The organism is Tenacibaculum litoreum, from assembly GCF_964513915.1.
Classification (GTDB): Bacteria; Bacteroidota; Bacteroidia; order Flavobacteriales; family Flavobacteriaceae; genus Polaribacter; species Polaribacter litoreum.
The window spans coordinates 434,302-451,743 of sequence record NZ_CAZEQS010000004.1 but is presented as its reverse complement, the minus strand read 5'-3'; the positions used below and the strand labels follow the sequence as shown (position 1 = coordinate 451,743).

General features: G+C 31.6%; 16 protein-coding genes. 5 read left to right on the top strand and 11 right to left on the bottom strand.

Going from position 1 to position 17,442, the window contains the following annotated elements; translation table 11 throughout:
- The first annotated feature begins 6 nt into the window (after positions 1-6).
- Genes ACKTTR_RS13570 through ACKTTR_RS13560 form a run of 3 tightly spaced genes read left to right on the top strand, consistent with a single transcriptional unit; the run spans position 7 to position 5,127 of the window.
- Positions 7-3,144, top strand: coding sequence for an efflux RND transporter permease subunit (locus ACKTTR_RS13570; protein ID WP_408028352.1), 3,138 nt, complete (start codon positions 7-9; stop codon positions 3,142-3,144).
- Positions 3,145-3,146: 2 nt separating this feature from the next.
- Positions 3,147-4,547, top strand: coding sequence for an efflux transporter outer membrane subunit (locus tag ACKTTR_RS13565; protein ID WP_408028351.1), 1,401 nt, complete (start codon positions 3,147-3,149; stop codon positions 4,545-4,547).
- A 10-nt stretch (positions 4,548-4,557) separates the two neighbouring features.
- The gene (locus ACKTTR_RS13560) at positions 4,558-5,127 is read left to right on the top strand and encodes a TetR/AcrR family transcriptional regulator (RefSeq protein ID WP_408028350.1); all 570 of its coding nucleotides are present in this window, start codon (positions 4,558-4,560) and stop codon (positions 5,125-5,127) included.
- A gap of 92 nt (positions 5,128-5,219) precedes the next feature.
- Here ACKTTR_RS13560 and ACKTTR_RS13555 read toward each other — a convergent pair whose 3' ends face one another.
- From ACKTTR_RS13555 to ACKTTR_RS13535, 5 genes are read right to left on the bottom strand one after another with little or no spacing between them, the layout of a single operon-like run.
- Positions 5,220-6,029 carry a DNA/RNA non-specific endonuclease gene (locus ACKTTR_RS13555; RefSeq protein WP_408028349.1) on the bottom strand — a complete coding sequence of 270 codons (810 nt, stop codon included), beginning with the start codon at positions 6,027-6,029 and terminating at the stop codon, positions 5,220-5,222.
- Position 6,030: 1 nt separating this feature from the next.
- Complete coding sequence (locus ACKTTR_RS13550; protein WP_133537781.1) at positions 6,031-6,474, bottom strand: acyl-CoA thioesterase; 444 nt, start codon at positions 6,472-6,474, stop codon at positions 6,031-6,033.
- Positions 6,475-6,508: 34 nt separating this feature from the next.
- On the bottom strand, positions 6,509-7,576 hold the full coding sequence (locus tag ACKTTR_RS13545; RefSeq protein ID WP_408028348.1) for an ABC transporter permease: 1,068 nt from the start codon (positions 7,574-7,576) through the stop codon (positions 6,509-6,511).
- A complete protein-coding gene (locus ACKTTR_RS13540) occupies positions 7,569-8,834 on the bottom strand; it encodes a mechanosensitive ion channel family protein (RefSeq protein ID WP_408028347.1) in 1,266 nt (421 codons plus the stop codon). Before ACKTTR_RS13540 ends, ACKTTR_RS13545 begins: the two co-directional genes overlap by 8 nt.
- 13 nt (positions 8,835-8,847) lie before the next feature.
- Positions 8,848-9,537, bottom strand: coding sequence for a queuosine precursor transporter (locus ACKTTR_RS13535; protein WP_408028346.1), 690 nt, complete (start codon positions 9,535-9,537; stop codon positions 8,848-8,850).
- A gap of 65 nt (positions 9,538-9,602) precedes the next feature.
- Here ACKTTR_RS13535 and fabD point away from each other — a divergent pair, with 65 nt between their 5' ends.
- On the top strand, positions 9,603-10,487 hold the full coding sequence (fabD, locus tag ACKTTR_RS13530) for an ACP S-malonyltransferase (RefSeq protein ID WP_408028345.1): 885 nt from the start codon (positions 9,603-9,605) through the stop codon (positions 10,485-10,487).
- A gap of 77 nt (positions 10,488-10,564) precedes the next feature.
- Here fabD and ACKTTR_RS13525 read toward each other — a convergent pair whose 3' ends face one another.
- The 3 genes from ACKTTR_RS13525 to ACKTTR_RS13515 all read right to left on the bottom strand — a co-directional run bounded on the left by ACKTTR_RS13525 (position 10,565) and on the right by ACKTTR_RS13515 (position 12,576).
- Positions 10,565-10,759, bottom strand: a complete 195-nt coding sequence (locus ACKTTR_RS13525; protein WP_408028344.1) for a hypothetical protein — start codon at positions 10,757-10,759, stop codon at positions 10,565-10,567.
- 271 nt (positions 10,760-11,030) lie between these two features.
- The gene (locus tag ACKTTR_RS13520; protein ID WP_408028343.1) at positions 11,031-11,432 is read right to left on the bottom strand and encodes an MFS transporter; all 402 of its coding nucleotides are present in this window, start codon (positions 11,430-11,432) and stop codon (positions 11,031-11,033) included.
- 16 nt (positions 11,433-11,448) lie between these two features.
- Entirely contained in the window at positions 11,449-12,576 is a 1,128-nt protein-coding gene (locus ACKTTR_RS13515) for a DegT/DnrJ/EryC1/StrS family aminotransferase (protein ID WP_408028342.1), read from the bottom strand.
- Positions 12,577-12,771: 195 nt separating this feature from the next.
- Here ACKTTR_RS13515 and ACKTTR_RS13510 point away from each other — a divergent pair, with 195 nt between their 5' ends.
- A complete protein-coding gene (locus ACKTTR_RS13510; protein WP_408028341.1) occupies positions 12,772-15,195 on the top strand; it encodes an ATP-binding response regulator in 2,424 nt (807 codons plus the stop codon).
- Here ACKTTR_RS13510 and ACKTTR_RS13505 read toward each other — a convergent pair.
- From ACKTTR_RS13505 to ACKTTR_RS13495, 3 genes are all read right to left on the bottom strand, one after another.
- Positions 15,188-16,525 carry a sigma-54-dependent transcriptional regulator gene (locus ACKTTR_RS13505; protein ID WP_408028340.1) on the bottom strand — a complete coding sequence of 446 codons (1,338 nt, stop codon included), beginning with the start codon at positions 16,523-16,525 and terminating at the stop codon, positions 15,188-15,190. The two genes, ACKTTR_RS13510 and ACKTTR_RS13505, sit on opposite strands and share 8 nt — an antisense overlap.
- Before the next feature lie 115 nt (positions 16,526-16,640).
- Positions 16,641-16,961, bottom strand: coding sequence for a hypothetical protein (locus tag ACKTTR_RS13500; protein ID WP_408028339.1), 321 nt, complete (start codon positions 16,959-16,961; stop codon positions 16,641-16,643).
- Positions 16,962-17,024: 63 nt separating this feature from the next.
- Complete coding sequence (locus ACKTTR_RS13495) at positions 17,025-17,333, bottom strand: hypothetical protein (RefSeq protein WP_408028338.1); 309 nt, start codon at positions 17,331-17,333, stop codon at positions 17,025-17,027.
- Positions 17,334-17,442 lie beyond the last annotated feature (109 nt).

Genomic DNA, 17,442 nt, shown 5'->3' with positions numbered 1-17,442 from the left:
AAAAACATGTTACAAAAATTTATAGAGCGTCCGGTACTCTCTACAGTAATTTCTATTATCATAGTAATATTAGGGGTACTGTCATTAACACAATTACCGGTAACGCAATATCCTGATATAGCACCACCAACGGTGCAGGTTACAGCTTCTTATCCAGGAGCGAGTGCCGAAACAATTTTAGAAAGTGTTATTGTTCCTATAGAAGAACAAATAAACGGGGTAGAAGGAATGACTTATATGACCTCTACAGCGAGTAATACAGGTACAGCAAGTATTCAAGTATTTTTTGAACAAGGTTACGACCCAGATATTGCTGCGGTAAACGTACAGAACAGAGTTGCTAGAGCTAATGCTTTATTACCTTCTGAAGTTACAAGAGCAGGAGTTATTACAGCAAAACAACAAAACTCGGCACTTTTATATGCAGCTATATTTTCAACAAACCCTGAATACGATGATGTTTTTATTCAGAATTACTTGAATATAAATGTGAAACCAGAATTACAACGTGTTTCTGGAGTAGGGGCTGTAAATGTATTTGGAGCAAAGGACTATTCGATGCGCGTATGGTTAGATCCAGCAAAAATGGCATCGTATAAGTTAGAACCTAGAGAAGTAATAGCAGCAATTAACGAACAAAGTTTAGAAGCAGCAGCAGGATCTTTAGGTCAAAACTCTGGAGAGTCTTTTGAATATGTAATCAAGTATAAAGGACGATATAAAACAGCAAAAGAATATGAAAATGTTGTTGTAAAAGCTTTAGGTAACGGGCAGTTTTTACGTGTTAAAGATGTAGCAAAAGTTGAATTGGATGCATTTTCTTATTCGTCATTGTCACGTACAAACGGAAATCCAGCACTTAACTTTGGTGTTTTCCAAACACCTGGGTCTAATGCACAGGAAATCATTGAAAACATCTATGTAAAACTAGAAGACTTAAAGAAAGATTTTCCAGAAGGATTAGATTACATAATTAATTATGACACGAATAAATTCTTAACAGCATCTGTAAACAAAGTAAAAAGCACTTTAATAGAAGCCTTTTTATTAGTGTTTATTGTAGTGTTTATTTTCTTACAAGATTTTAAATCTACTTTAATACCAGCAATAGCGGTTCCAGTATCAATTATTGGTACATTCTTTTTCCTTAATTTATTTGGATACTCTATCAACCTGCTAACCTTATTCGCTTTAATCTTAGCAATTGGAATTGTGGTAGATGATGCCATTGTGGTAGTAGAAGCAGTACACGCTAAACTGGAAGACGGAGCAGAAAGTGCAAAAAAAGCATCAATTTCTGCGATGAGTGAAATTAGTGGAGCTATTGTATCAATTACTTTAGTAATGATGGCTGTATTTGTACCAATTACTTTTATACAGGGGCCATCAGGGGTGTTTTATGAGCAGTTTGGAGTAACGTTAATGGTTGCCATCTTAATTTCTGCAGTAAACGCATTAACATTAACACCAGCTTTAAGCGCATTGTTATTAAAACCACACAACGACGATCATAAGAAAAAAGGATTGTTACAACGATTTTATGATGCTTTCAATGCTGGATTTAACGCGGTAACTAATAAATATACCAAGTCTTTAGGATTTTTAGTAAAACATAAATGGGTAACAGCAGGTATTTTAGGATTAAGTGTTTTAGCCATTGTATGGGCAAGTAATACAATACCTACAGGTTTTGTACCATCAGAAGATAGAGGTGTAGTGTTTATGAATGCTGAATTACCAGCAGGTTCTTCATTAGATAGATCGTACGAAGTAACAGAAAAACTATACGAAAGCATCAAAGGAATTGAAGGAATAAAAGGTGCATCATTTATTAGCGGAAGAAACTTCTTCTCTGGTTCAGGTAGTTCATATGCAATGGGGTTTATTATTCTAGAAGACTGGAGTGAAAGAGAAAGTGATGCAGAATCAGTTCAAAGCATTGTGGGGCAATTGTTTGGTAAAGCAGCGATGATACCAGATGCAAAAATTATTTTCTTTACACCACCAAGTGTACCAGGTTTTGGTAGTGCGGATGGTTTTGAAATGAGATTATTAGATCGTAGTGCTAAACCATTAACAGAAATGGATGCAACAGCAAAAGAGTTTGTAGGTCTTTTAAATCAACAACCAGAAATAGCATTTGCGTCTAACTCTTTTGATACTGGTTTTCCTCAGTTAGAATTAGATATTAATGTAGAAAGAGCTAAAGAGGCAGGAGTGTCAACAAGTGCTATCCTTTCTGCTTTACAAGGATATATTGGAGGTAACTATGCAGCAGACTTTAGTAGATTTGGAAAACAATTTAGAGTTTTCGTACAGTCATTACCAGAAGATAGGATAAATGAAGCAAGTTTAAATAGCATGTTTATAAAAACGCCAAGTGGAGAAATGACACCAATTTCCCAATTTGCAAGTCTAAAGCGTGTATATGGTCCACAAACGGTAAATCGTTTCAACCTATTTAACTCAGTAACAGTAAACGGAGGTGTAACTCCAGGATTTAGTACAGGAGATGCAATTACTAAAATAAATAAACTAGCAGAAAATAATTTACCAGAAGGATATAGTGTTGCTTATTCAGGAATTACTAGAGAAGAAATAGCATCATCAGGACAATCTACCATTATTTTTATGATTAGTATTTTGTTTGTTTATTTCTTATTAGCAGCACAATACGAGAGTTACTTACTGCCATTATCAGTAATTTTCTCATTACCAATTGGGGTAGCAGGAGCATATTACACAACATATTTAGCAGGATTAGAAAACAACATCTATTTCCAAATAGCCTTAATTATGTTATTAGGTCTGTTAGCTAAAAATGCGATTCTTATTGTAGAATTTGCGATACAAAGACGTAAACAAGGAAAAAGCTTATATGATGCAGCTATTGAAGGAGCAAAAGTTCGTTTAAGACCTATTTTAATGACCTCGTTTGCATTTATTCTTGGATTAATGCCATTAGTATTAGCAAAAGGAGTAGGAGCTGAAGGAAATAACTCTATCGGAACTGGTGCAGCTGGAGGATTACTAATAGGTACTTTAATAGGAGTATTTGTTATCCCTGTACTATTTGTAGTATTTCAATGGTTACAAGAAAAAGTATCAAGCAAGCCAGTTGTTATTGAAACTAAAGAAGATTAATTATGAAACGTATACTAAATAAAACCTTGGTTGTAGCTGTAATGGCTACAACCTTACAAAGTTGTTTTGTTGCTAAGGATTATGCACGTCCTGAGTTAAAGGAAACAGAACATTTGTATAGAACAGATAATTTACCAAAAGACAGTATCTCAATGGCAGATGTGTCTTGGAAAGATATGTTTACTGATGCTCACTTGAAACAATATATTGATGAAGGGCTTAAAAATAACCTAGATATCCGTGTAGCAATACAACAAATGGCTGCAGCTGAAGCTTACATGAAACAAGGTAAAGCAGGTTATTTACCTAGTATTGGTGTAGGAGCAAAAGCGACACACCAAGAGTTGGCAAAAAACAGTCAGTTTGGATCTTTTTTCAATGGAAGTTTACAACAATATGAGTTAACAGGAAATCTTTCTTGGGAAGCTGATATTTGGGGTAAAATACGTAGTAATAAACGAGCAGGAAAAGCCGGTTATTTACAAAGTGTAGCTGCTCACCAAGCAGTGAAAACTCAGTTAGTTTCAGCTATAGCAACTACTTATTATCAGTTAATAGCTTTAGATGCTCAGTTAGAAATTACTGAACAAACTATTGAAACAAGAGAAAGTAGTGTAAACACTATCAAAGCTCTTAAAGATGCAGGTCAGGTAAATCAGGTGGCAGTAGATCAAAATATTGCACAGTATAACAATGCAAAAGCACTAAAAGTTGATTTAGAAGCAGCTATTTTTAAAATAGAGAATACATTAAATCTATTGTTAGGAAGAACATCAGTAGTTGTTGAAAGAAGTAAACTTTCACAACAACAATTAGATGCAGCTATTAAAGTAGGTGTTCCAGCAACATTATTAAGAAACAGACCAGATGTTATGGCTGCTGAATATGGTTTAATCAATGCTTTTGAGATGACAAATGTTGCTAAGAGTAATTTTTATCCATCGTTAACAGTAACAGCAAATGGTGGATTTCAAAGCTTAGAGTTAGATGAGTTGTTAAGTACCAACTCCTTATTTGCAAATATTATTGGAGGCTTAACACAACCAATTTTCAATCAAAGAAAGATTAAAACACAGCACGAGGTAGCTAAAGCACAACAAGAACAAGCATTGTTGAGTTTTAAAAAGACTTTGTTAACTGCTGGAAATGAAGTTTCAAATGCGCTTTTTGATTATAAAGCAGAAACCGAGAAATTTGAATACAGACAAAATGAGGTTGAGGCTTTACGAAGAGCAGAGGTAAATTCAGAAGAACTGTTAAAAAACGGATATGCTAATTATTTAGATTTATTAACAGCAAGAGAAAGAGCATTAAATGCTGAGTTAAATGTTATCAATAACAAACTAAATCAGTTATTAAGCGTAGTAAATTTGTATGAAGCATTAGGAGGCGGTTGGAAGTAAATAAATTATAATGAGTAATAGGTCAAAACTTATTAAAGTAGCCAAAGAAAAGTTTATAGCATTTGGTAGTAAACATACTACTATGGATGAAATAGCTGAGTTACTCGGAATTTCAAAAAAAACTATTTATGCTTGCTTTTCTTCAAAAGAGGAACTAATAATTGAAAGTATCAAAGAATTAATAAATGAATTCAAAATTGATATAGAACCTATTTTAAAATCTGATAAAACAGCATTAAATAAAGTAATAGAGATATATAAAGTAATTTTTAAGTACGTAGAAAAGTTTAAACCTTCATTTATTTTTGGGTTAAAGAAATACTACCCTAATGCTTACGATGCTTATAAAGAAATTACTACAGATGTTGTTTCTATAGATATAATGAATTTACTAGAAGAAGCTAAAATGAATGGAGAAATAAGGTCTGATGTAGATCTTGAATTATTCAGTAAGCTATATTTAAGCGGGCTAGAGAGTCGTTTGTTTGATGCAGATAATTTGTTTAACGATTACTCAAAAGAAGTACTATTAGAGTATATGATTATTAATAATTTAAACTCTCTAAAGCCCGTTAAGTAAATACACAAATTTTTGTGGTTTTTGATAAGAAGTGTCATGTAGTATGTTATCATATCTGCAGGACACTTTTTTTTTGAATAAAGAAATTCAACCTATCTAAAACTCCAATTTTTATAATTAGCAGAAGCTTCTAATTGATTTTCAATGTTATCAGGTAACTCAGGAAAAAAATCAATACCTGTTTTCTGTTCTAATTCATCAATAGAAACTACAAAATCAGATAGAGACTTATTACTTTCCTTATGTGGAAGTAAAAAAGCAATGGCCTTAATTTCAGGCTGAGTATAATCTAATAAAACCTTATAAAAATAATTAGGAACACTTACTTTTTCCTTTCCTATAGTTTTCAAATTAGGTTCTAAAATACCACCAGTAACAACATATAAATGATTATACTTTTTAGCCCAATAACGAGTTTTTTGCTCTAATTTATTCCAAATTCCAGCGTTAAATTCATGGTTTTGAGGAGAAATGTTTGAAGTGTAAAAAGTTTCATCATGAGCACTTTTAGAGGCGCGTCTATCACCTGCAGGACATAAGTGTCCCTTGTCGTAACCAGATCTTTTATAATTCCTCCAATCGGCAGATTTTGTCTTTACCTTTGGGTCTACAATAAAAAAAGGACGTTTACGATTGGTATAAACAATATCACTTTTATTTAAAGGATAAGCAACCCATTCAGCTTGCTCATGCTTTTCACTATATGATAACTGGTAGCCATTATGTTTTATAATGACTCCAGTTGTTGAGGTAGGAAAGTAATTGAAGTTATTAGCTTTATTACTGGCTGTTTCTGTTGTAGGTTGAGAAGAGTTCTTAACTTCTTCTTTTTGTTGTAACCAATAACCTACAAGCAAAGCAACAATGGTAATAACTACTTTTATTTTCCTTGAAGTACTCATTTTAAGCTTTTAAAAGAATTTCTTTGAATTCATCTGTTTTTTCAGCTTCATTAAAAATTTCTTGAAACTTAATAGGAGGTACCGTTAATTTACGCTTAACTAAATCTAACCAAGCACCATAAACAGTGATAATTGCAGAAAGTTTACCTGCTTGATTAAAAACTTCATGTTGAATTTTCCAACGTTCACCTTTGCTAGATAAACCGATAACCTTTAGGTTTACAGTAATATCTTCACCCATATGTATTTCACGTAAAAACTTGGTGTTTTCTTCAAATAAAATAGGACCAACGTTTTCTTTAGTGAAATCTTGAATTGTAATATTATGCTCTTTAAAAAAACGTAAACGTAATTCAGCAGCATAATCATTGTATGCGGTATGACGCATGTGTATGTTGGCATCAAAATCTGCCCATCGTGTTTTAAACTCAACACTAAAACTCATATCAAAAAAATTTAAGAAAGCGAATTTACAAATTTTAAGCTTTCACATCCAAAGCATCACGAAGTGTATTTCCAATTAACATAAATGCCATTACCAAACTCATAATAGCTATTCCAGGAATAAGTGCTAAATAAGGTTTTCCAAGAATAATGTAGTTGTAGTGATTTTTAATCATAGCACCCCAAGAAGGAGTAGGAGGTTGGGCTCCAATACCTAAAAAACTTAGCCCACTTTCAATTAAAATTGCAGCTGCAAAATTAGCAGCAGAAATTACAATTATAGGAGCTAAAATATTCGGTAAAATATGCTTGAAAATAATTCTAAAGTCAGAAAAACCAAGAGCTTTAGCAGCTTCAACATACTGTTGTTGTTTGGTAGTGATGACTTGACCTCTAACTACACGTGCAACTTCTACCCACATAGTTAATCCCACCGCAATAAAAACTTGCCAAAAACCTTTACCTAAAGCCAAAGTGATGGCAATAACAAGTAAAAGAGTTGGAATAGACCAAGTGATATTGATAACCCACATAATAAAATCATCTATCTTCCCACCAAAATAACCTGCAATGGCTCCAATAGGAATTCCTATTAAAAGAGAAATAAACACAGCTATAAATCCAATAAAAAATGAAATTCTAGCACCAATCAACAACCTACTTAATAAGTCACGACCATATTTATCAGTTCCTAAATAAAATGTTTTTTGCTGAATGTATTTTTCGTAGGAAGCAGGAAACTCTTTTGGTAAACCATCAGAGTACTTAATAATTTCTAACTGATTGTTTTCAACAGAAAAAGACTTTATAGGTATTTGTGTTGATGAATTTTGTTTTCCCTCCATAAAAACAGAAAACCACGATTGTTGGTTTTTTGCTTCTGAAGGAATGCTTAATAGTTGAATAGAAAAACCAGGAGGTTTAGAATGAATTTCTAAATGCATTTGATTAGCAGAGTTGCTATTGTCTGGAGCTAAAACATAGCAAAAAACAGCAATAAATCCGCATAAAATAATATACCCAAAACTAAACATACCTGTTTTACTACGTTTAAATTTTTGGATGGCTATTTGCCACAAAGATGTACTGGTACTATTATTCACTCTTTTGTGTTTCTTTCAAGTTGTTGATATCAATACTTGATGGGTTTTGAAAAACTTCCAAATCAAAATATTTTACAGAAGCTAAAATATGATCAAAAATATTAGCCATAACTCGTTCATAATCTACCCAATTTTTTTCTCTACTAAAGGCATAAATTTCTAGAGGAATCCCATTAGGAGTAGGCTCTAACTGACGAGACATTAACAACATATCCTGATTTATTTTTGGATGATTTTCAATGTATTTATCTAAATAAATTCTGAAAGATCCAAAATTAGTAAGGTTTCTACCGTTTAGTATAACTGACTTATCAATATTATTTTCTTCGTTATATCTTTTAACCTCTTTACTACTTTCTTCTATATAATCAGAAATTAATTCAATCTTTTTAAAACGTTCAATATCTTCATCGGAAAGAAAGTGAATGCTATTTATTTTAATTAAAATTGAGCGCTTTATACGTCTACCACCTGAAGTATTCATTGTTCTCCAGTTCTTAAAAGAATCAGATGTTAAGTAATAAGTAGGAATACTAGATATTGTATTATCAAAATTTCTAATAATTACCGAAGTAAGATTAATTTCAACCACATCACCATCAGCACCATATTTTTCCATAGTAATCCAATCTCCAATTCTAACAGTATCGTTTACTGCCACCTGAATACTTGATACAAAACCAAGAATGGTATCTTTAAAGATTAATAATAATACAGCTGAAAAAGCTCCTAAAGCAGTTAAAAATCGAATTAAAGGTTTCCCTGTTAATACTGAAAAAGATAAAATAGCAGCAATCAACCACAATATTACCATAAAGATTTGCACATAGCTTTCTAAAGGTTTGTCTTTGAAAGCATTTGTGGTGCGAAGAAAATCTTTAACACTCAGTAAAATACTGCGTATAAACCAAACAATAGTAAAAATAATGGCAATAGTAGCAATACGTTCAGCGTAATTAAACAAGTGAGGGAAATCAACTAAAAGATCTTCTAAAAAATTAAAAACAATAGTAAGAATAACAATTCTAGAAAGGTTTAAAAACGTTTTGTTTTTAATAAGCATGTCATCAAAACTAGTTGATGTTTTTGCAGCCATTTTATTCACTGTTCTTTTACCAAAATACCTGAAAACCTTGAATAAGATATAGCCTAGAATTCCAAACACAATTAGGTTTGCAAATAAATTTAGATAAATGGCAAGCGTTTCCGAAAGTGAAAAGTGCTCTTTAAAAATTCTGTAAAAAAACTTGTTTAACATAGTAGATGTTAGGTTAAAATTCTGTGATCTCTTCTCCCATTTTCAAGCCAAACTTTTTTCTAAACCAATATACAACAACATACAAAACAGGAGTGTCGAGTGCTGCTATAATGACTTTGAATAAAAAACCGCTAAGTAAAAGGCTACCAAAAATACTCCAAGGAAGTATTTTAAAAGAACTCAATAAAAATAATACGGTAAAAGTATCTATAAATTGTGACAAAAAGGTAGAAAAATTATTACGAAGCCATAAATGTTTTCCTTTAGTTAGTCTTTTCCAAAAATGAAAAATTCGAATATCTATAAACTGAGCAGCTAAGTAAGCTAGCATAGATGCTAATACTGCTAAGGGAGAAAGCCCAAAAACTTTGGTAAAGGTTTCATTACCAATTGGAGAATTGTCAATAGCAGGAGCGTAATCAGCCACTAAAATAATTAACATAGAAAAAAAGGAAGCAAAAATACCTGCTACAACAACTCTATTCGCTTTTTTCTTACCGTAAATTTCAGAAAGAATATCTGTAATTAAAAAAGTAATAGGGTAAGGAAGTATTCCAACAGATACTTCAAAACGGAATAAATTAAAAGGTTCCCAATAAAAAAACTTCTGAAAAATAAGGTTTGAAGTTACAAGAGAGGCTATAAATAACGAAGCTAAAACTAGGTAAATAAGTAGTGCTTGAGATTTTTGTTGTACAGTCATAAAACGAAGATAGTAATTTTAAAAGTTGTATGTTTGCAGGGTTAAATAAACAACAAAACAAACAAATGAAAGCGTATATTTTTCCAGGTCAAGGAGCACAATTTACAGGAATGGGATTAGATTTATATGAAAATTCTCCATTAGCTCAAGAACTTTTTGAAAAAGCAAATAATATATTAGGATTTAGTATTACCGACGTAATGTTTGAAGGTACTGCTGAAGAATTAAAAGAAACTAAAGTAACGCAACCAGCTATCTTTTTACACTCAGTAATTTTAGCTAAGGTTTTAGGAGACGATTTTAAACCAGAAATGGTTGCAGGTCATTCTTTAGGAGAATTATCAGCGTTAGTAGCTAATAATGTATTGTCTTTTGAAGATGGATTAAAATTAGTTTCTAAACGAGCTTTAGCAATGCAAAAAGCATGTGAAATTCAGCCATCTACTATGGCAGCTGTATTAGGGTTGGAAGATGCAGTAGTTGAAGAAGTTTGTGCGTCGATTGATGGAGTAGTGGTAGCAGCAAACTATAACTGTCCGGGACAACTAGTAATTTCTGGAGAAATTGAAGCTGTTGAAAAAGCTTGTGAAGTATTAAAAGAAAAAGGCGCTAAAAGAGCATTACTTTTACCTGTAGGAGGAGCATTTCATTCACCAATGATGGAGCCAGCTCGTGAGGAGTTAGCGGCAGCTATTGAAGAAACTACATTTAATGAGCCTATTTGTCCTGTATACCAAAACGTGGTAGCGAAAGCAGTAACGAATCCTGCAGAAATTAAAGAAAATTTAATAGCGCAATTAACAGCTCCAGTAAGATGGACTCAATGTGTACAGGCAATGATTGCTGATGGAGGTACTGATTTTGTTGAAGTTGGTCCAGGTAAAGTATTACAAGGATTAATGCGTAAGATTGATAGAAGTGTAGCTGCTAGTGGTGCTTCTTTAGCATAAATAGTAAATACAAAATATAATATAGAAAAATCCCGTTCTTTTGGAACGGGATTTTTGTTTTGTGAAAAAGAAAGTTGTTATCTAGCTAAAACACAATCTTCACAGTCTTTAACTTCACCATAGTAGGTTTCTCTGTATTTGTGTACCGTTTCTATTGGTACAATATTTAAAAACATTTTTTTAATGTAGGTAACATTAGTATGAAGTTTACCCATTTTTCTTGAAAATCGTTTTTCTAAACGTGTTTCTCTTTTAATTTTAATCAATTTCATTATTCTATTATCATTAAATTAGGGTACAAAGCTAAAAAGCTTAAAGCGTGATGTCAATTAATAAACGTTAAAACATTAAAAATCAGTCAATAAATATGTGTTCTTAAATTTGAAGTGTACTATTTTAAGAATATGATAATAGGAGGTGGAAACAATTCACAAATTAAAAGTGTAAAAAAAACTGTTTTCTGTTAAAATGAATAAAAAATCACTCAAAATTGATTAAAAATAACCAAAAATGAGTGATTTTTGTCTTTTTTTATAAGAAATATTAGTTTCTGATGTCTAAGGTTTGGAGTATTTGTACTTTTTTTGGAGCTAAGAGAATTAAATAAATTAATAAGATTACTCCTAACAGTAGAAAATCAGGTTTTAAAATTAAAATCAAAAAGCAAGCCCCTTCAATAATAGCCCATCTAGCTATAGAAGCAGACTGATAAATCGCAAGCTTTTCTTCATTACTAGCATCTTTTTGAATTTTTCTCAACATGTTTTTAAACATGAAGTTACTAGCAACATAAGCTATCGCTGGAATAAAAGCATATAATAACGATGAGTTATCAATCACCATATCAAATATAGTTTTAAAATTACCCAGAATTGTAAAAGCAAGAGCAACTCCAGCAACTAAAGCAAGGTGAATAACTTTTAAGGTTTTAATTTTTTGATCCATAAGATTTCAGTCCAAATTATTGAATAAAGTCATTCACAGTTTTTGTGATAAACGCTAATTGTTCTTCATCTAATTCTGTATGCATCGGTAATGAAATAACTTCATCTATCAATTGATTGGTTACAGTGAAGTCATCTTCATTATATCTATCATCTTGATATGCTTTTTGTGCATGTAATGGAACAGGATAATAAATAGCATTTGGAATTCCGTTATCTAATAAATATTGATGTAACTCATCGCGCTTTCCATTGGTAATTCTCAATGTATATTGATGGAAAACATGTGTTGTAAAATCACTTATAGTTGGTGTAATGATATTTGGGTTATTAGCAAACGCGTTTGAATAATATTCCGCAGCTTTTCTACGAGCATCGCAATAACTATCCAATAAAGGTAATTTAGCTTTTAATACAGCAGCCTGAATAGAATCTAAACGAGAATTCACTCCAACAACATCGTGGTAGTAACGTTTGTACATTCCGTGATTAACCATTCCGCGAAGCGTATGAGCTAACTCGTCATCATTAGTAAAAATAGCCCCACCATCACCATAGCAACCTAAGTTTTTAGAAGGGAAGAAAGATGTTGTTCCTACATTTCCAATAGTTCCTGCTTTTTTCTTAGTTCCGTCCGCAAAGGTATAGTCAGCTCCAATGGCTTGAGCATTATCTTCAATTACTAATAAGTTATGAGCATTTGCAACTTCTAAAATAGCTTCCATATTAGCACATTGTCCGAATAAATGAACAGGAACAATAGCTTTTGTTTTAGGAGTAATTGCCTTTTTTAGAGCTTCAATGTCAATATTAAAAGTATCTGGTTCAACATCAACTAAAACGGGAGTTAATTTTAATAAACCAATCACCTCAACAGTTGCAGCAAATGTGAAATCGGCAGTAATCACTTCGTCTCCTGGTTCTAACCCTAAGCCCATCATGGCTATTTGAAGAGCATCAGTACCATTAGCACATGGAATTACATGTTTAACACCTAAATAATTCTCTAAATCTGCTTGGAATCCATGAACATATGGTCCGTTAATATATGCTGAAGAATTTAAAACTTCTTGAATAGAAGTATCTACTGTATCTTTTATTTTTTGATATTGACTTTGTAAGTCAACCATTTGAATTTTTCTCATTTTGACATGATTTTATAATCATCAAAAATACAAACTATCTTTGATTGTTACGAGGTCTTTACAGAAAATAATAAGAGCAATAACAGTATGTCTTGTATAAGATTATACAATATGTTTAATAAATAAAATATAGAGCAACAAAGGTTGATTATTGGCGTTTTGTAGAGAGCAGAAACTAAGGTTAAGTATCACTGAATGAAAACATCTAAACGTAAAATAGCTTTTAAAGTTTTAATAGGTTATGCCACTTTGGCGGTTTTAGCTGTTATTTCAGGAATCTTGTTGTTTTCTGAAATAAAAACATATATAGAAATACAAAAGCAAGGTGTTTCAGATAGAAACAATATTATACAAACAGGAGGCTTAATTGCTGATATATATGAAAATGAAAATTTAGGGAGGGCAGCTATTCAGTTGAATTCTTATAAGCGATATAATGAGTACGTAACGGAAAATAAATCGTTATTAAAAAAGATTGATTCACTTAATTTTCTTGCAAAAGATGTGTCAAAAAAATCGATTTTAGATAGTGTTAAGTTAGTTTTAAATAAAAAGCGGAAAAACATAACCAGTTTAAGAAGGTTAAACCAAAGAAATGCTTCCGAGAAATCTATTAACGAAGCCATAGATAAGCTAGGGTCTATAGATTCATTACTTGGAAAAGGATCAGTAAAAGATCTTGTTGATGATGCCGAGGTTTTTAATAAAAAAACAGGATTGAGTTTAGAAAGGTATCTTAAGTTATTTGATAGAGAAGATGAGGAAAAGCCGGTTAACGCTGAAGAACAAAAACAAATAGACTCTCTAGTTTCTGCTTCTAAAGAAATACTTCAAAAAGCTCAAAGAGAAACAACTATTAAACGAAGGTTTTTACGAATAAAAGAAAGGGAGTTAATAGAAAATGATATCACAATATCAAGAAAGTTACGAGAGGTTTTAAGTGTGCTAGAAAGGGATGTTATTTTTAATGCAAACCAAGCTCATAAAAAGCATGAAGAAACTTTGGGGCGTAGCAAGAATATAATTCTTTTAGCCACGGGAGTCGGTTTTGTGATCATTGTGCTTTTTTCAATAATAATTTTAAATGACTTTTGGAGAAGTCAGCATTACAGGCAAGAATTGGAAAGTGCAAATGCAATAACCTCGTCACTTTTAAAAAGTAGAGAGCAGTTAATATCTATGGTAAGTCATGATTTAAGAACTCCTTTAAGTACAATTACAGGGTTTAGTGAGTTGTTGCAAAAATCAATAGCTAATACTAAGGAGAAAAACTATGTAGTGCATATACAAAATGCATCGGTTTACATGGGGCAACTTGTTGGAGATCTTTTAGAGTTCTCTAAATTAGAGAATGGTAAAATAACTATTGAGGCTATTCCTTTTGATTTAAAGAGAAACATAGAAGAGGTCGCAAATAGTGCTAAAAACCTTGTTCAGAACAAACCAATTTCAGTAGAAGTAAAGCATGATGAAAAAATAAACTCACTAATTGTTAGTGACCCTTTTAGAATAAAACAAATACTATATAATTTAGTAACCAATGCCTGTAAGTTTACAAAAGAAGGTTCAATAACAATACAGAGTAAGTTAAGAAGTGTAAAAGAAAAAAGTTATGTAGAGATAGCGGTAATTGATACTGGAGTAGGAATAGGTAAAGACAAACAAGAAAAAGTGTTTAAAGAATTTACACAAGTACACGAAAAAGAGAATGGACAAAACGGATTTGGATTAGGTTTAACTATTTCTAAAAGACTAGCGGAACTTTTGGGAGGCTCTTTAACTCTACAAAGTAGTTTAGGGAAAGGAAGTAGATTTTCATTATTTGTACCTGTTACTTTTGCCGAAGGAAAACCAAAAGAGAAAGAAGTGGAACCTCAACAGGAAACACTTAGTATTCATGCTGTAATAGTAGAAGATGATGCTTCTTTGAGATCACTTTTAAAGAATGTTTTAGAGGGGTTAGGGGTAATGGTGACCTCTTTTGGTAATGCTCAAGAAGCACTAAATGAAATAGATAATATTACTTACGATTTGGTATTAACTGATATTCAGCTTCCTAAAATGAATGGTATCCATTTTATGGAGACTTTAAAGAAGCATAATTCTTATAAAGGTCAGCCCATCGTAGCAATGACTGGAAGGGCAAATTTATCGGAAAGTGAATATATTAAAAATGGTTTTTCAGATGCATTAATTAAACCTTTTCACTCTAAAAGGTTAAAAGAAATTTTACAACGTTTCTTTGATTTTAAAATCCAAGGTAAAAATGTGGTCGATAATCAGTGTGATAATAAAAAAACGAATAGTTTTGATGTAACTTCCTTGAAAACATTTTTAAATAACGATGAGGTAGAGGTAAATAAAACATTACAATCTTTTTTAAAAGATATAGAAGAGAACTTATTGTTATTAAAGGAGTTTGTAAACAAGAATAACTTAGAAGAGTTCAATAATATCAGCCATAAAATGTTGGGAATGTCAAAACAATTAAAAGCGACTAAACTAATCGTTTTTTTAGAAGAGTTTGAGGTTAGTAACGAGATAGATAAAGTCTCATGGAGGAATTTTGAAAAAGAGGTAAAGACCTTTTTAATTGAACTAAAAGCTTATCTTAACTAATCTTGTGTTCTTTTAATTTATTATACAGGGTTTTTCTGGTAATATTTAAAAGTTTTGCAGCTTTAGTTTTGTTATTTTTAGCCTCATGTAAAGCTCTAATAATAAGTTTTTTTTCATTTTCCTTGGTAGAAAATTCATTAGGTAAGCTGTATTGATTCTCAGTATTCTTTAACTCTTCGGGTAAAACATCTTTTTCTATAATTTCAGTTTGAGATAAAAGTGTAGCCCTTTTTATAACATTGGATAGTTCTCGTAAGTTTCCAGGCCAATTATATTGTTGGAATAGAGCTACTACCTCTTGAGAAAACCCAGCAATTGACTTATTGAGTTGCTTGTTAGCTTTTTCTAAAAAAAAGTCTGCGTAAAGAATTAAATCATCTTTTCTGTCTTTTAAACTAGGAACCTTGATAGAAAATTCATTTAAGCGATGGTATAAATCTTCTCTAAAATTACCTTTTTCAACAGCTAATAATAAATCTTCATTGGTTGCTGTAATCAAACGAATATCTACTATAATTTCTTTACTACTTCCAACAGGCTTAATCTTTCTTTCTTGTAAAGCGCGTAACAATTGTACCTGACTTTCATAGTTTAAGTTCCCAACTTCATCTAAAAAAAGAGTACCTCCATTTGCAGCTTCAAAATGTCCGATTTTATCATTTATAGCTCCAGTAAAAGATCCTTTTTGATGTCCGAAAAATTCACTTGAAGCAATTTCTTTAGGTATGGCTCCACAGTCTACTGCAATAAATGGTTTGTCTTTGCGTAAACTTTGGGTATGAATTGTGCTGGCAACAACTTCCTTACCTGTACCACTTTCACCTGTAATGAGAACAGACATGTCAGTTGGAGCTACTAAATGAATATGCTCGTATAGGCTTTTAGAAGCTGAACTTATACCAGAAACAATATTAGAACTTGAGCTAGAAACTTTATTGTCTTTCTTTTTTGTTTGGGTAACTTCTTCAGGTTTAACGTCAAGAGCATTACTAATCACTTCTAAAACTTCATCAGGGTTAAAAGGTTTAGAAATATAATCGAAAGCACCTTGTTTCATCGCTTGTACAGCTGTTGAAACTTCAGCATAACTTGTCATTAAAACAACAGGAATATTACTGTCGGTATTTTTACTCTGTTTTAATAAATCAATACCATTACCATCAGGAAGGCGTAAATCAGTAAAAATTAAATTATAAGAATGCTTTTTTAAGAGAGCAGAAGCATTTTTAATAGTATAGCTAACCTCTACTGTATACTGATGTCGCTCTAAAAAATGCTTTAACATATTAGAAAAAGTAACATCGTCCTCTACCAGTAAAATCTTTTTCATAAAAAATGTTTATTCTAAATTGTTTGTATAATATAGGCTCTTTGTAAAAAACAAAAAGAGCGTTTTACATGAAAACGCTCTTTCGTCAATAAAATTGAGGAGGGAAATAAAAAAATTACTTTTTTGAATTGCTAACTTCTTTTTCGTCTAATAAGTTACCTTCTTTATCAGTATAAATAGTTTTGGTTGTGTTATTTGCACTAATTTCTAATTTGTACTGCTCTTTTTCATTAACAAAAGCTTTACTTAAGGTAGCTTTAGGGAAGCTTTCCTTAATAGAGTTTACTAATGTTGCTGGTAGCTTATCTAAAGAGATTTCTTGGAATCCATCTGCTACAATTGTATGAACAGGAGTAATAGGGGAAATAGTGTTGTTTACTGTTGCGTAAGTTGAAACACCTGCTAAGATTGCTACTGCTAAGATTAATTTTTTCATGACATTAAGTTTTTAAGTTATAATTATTTAATAGTGTAATACAACAAGGGAAATATGTATGGATTATTTTACTTCTTTAGCGTCTAACCAATTTCCTTCTTTGTCAGCAAAAAGTGTTTTGCTTTCATTTTCTAAACTGATTTCTAATTTGTATTGCTCTTTTTCATTTACAAAAGCCTTACTTAATTTACCTTTAGGAAAGCTCTCTTTTACAGATTTTACAATAGCTGCTGGTAATTTATCTAAAGAAACTTCTTTAAAACCATTTTCTACAACTGTGTGAATTGGAATGATAGGAGAAGTAGTATTGTTTTCTGTTGCATAAGTTGAAGCTCCTGCTAAAATTGCCGCTGCTAAAATTAAATTTTTCATGATATTAAGTTTTTTAAGTTACAATTATTTATTGTTTGCTTGTTGTATTGAAATAAATATGCCATCAACAGTAGTTAAAATATTAAAAGCTTGTAATATGTTGTTTGTT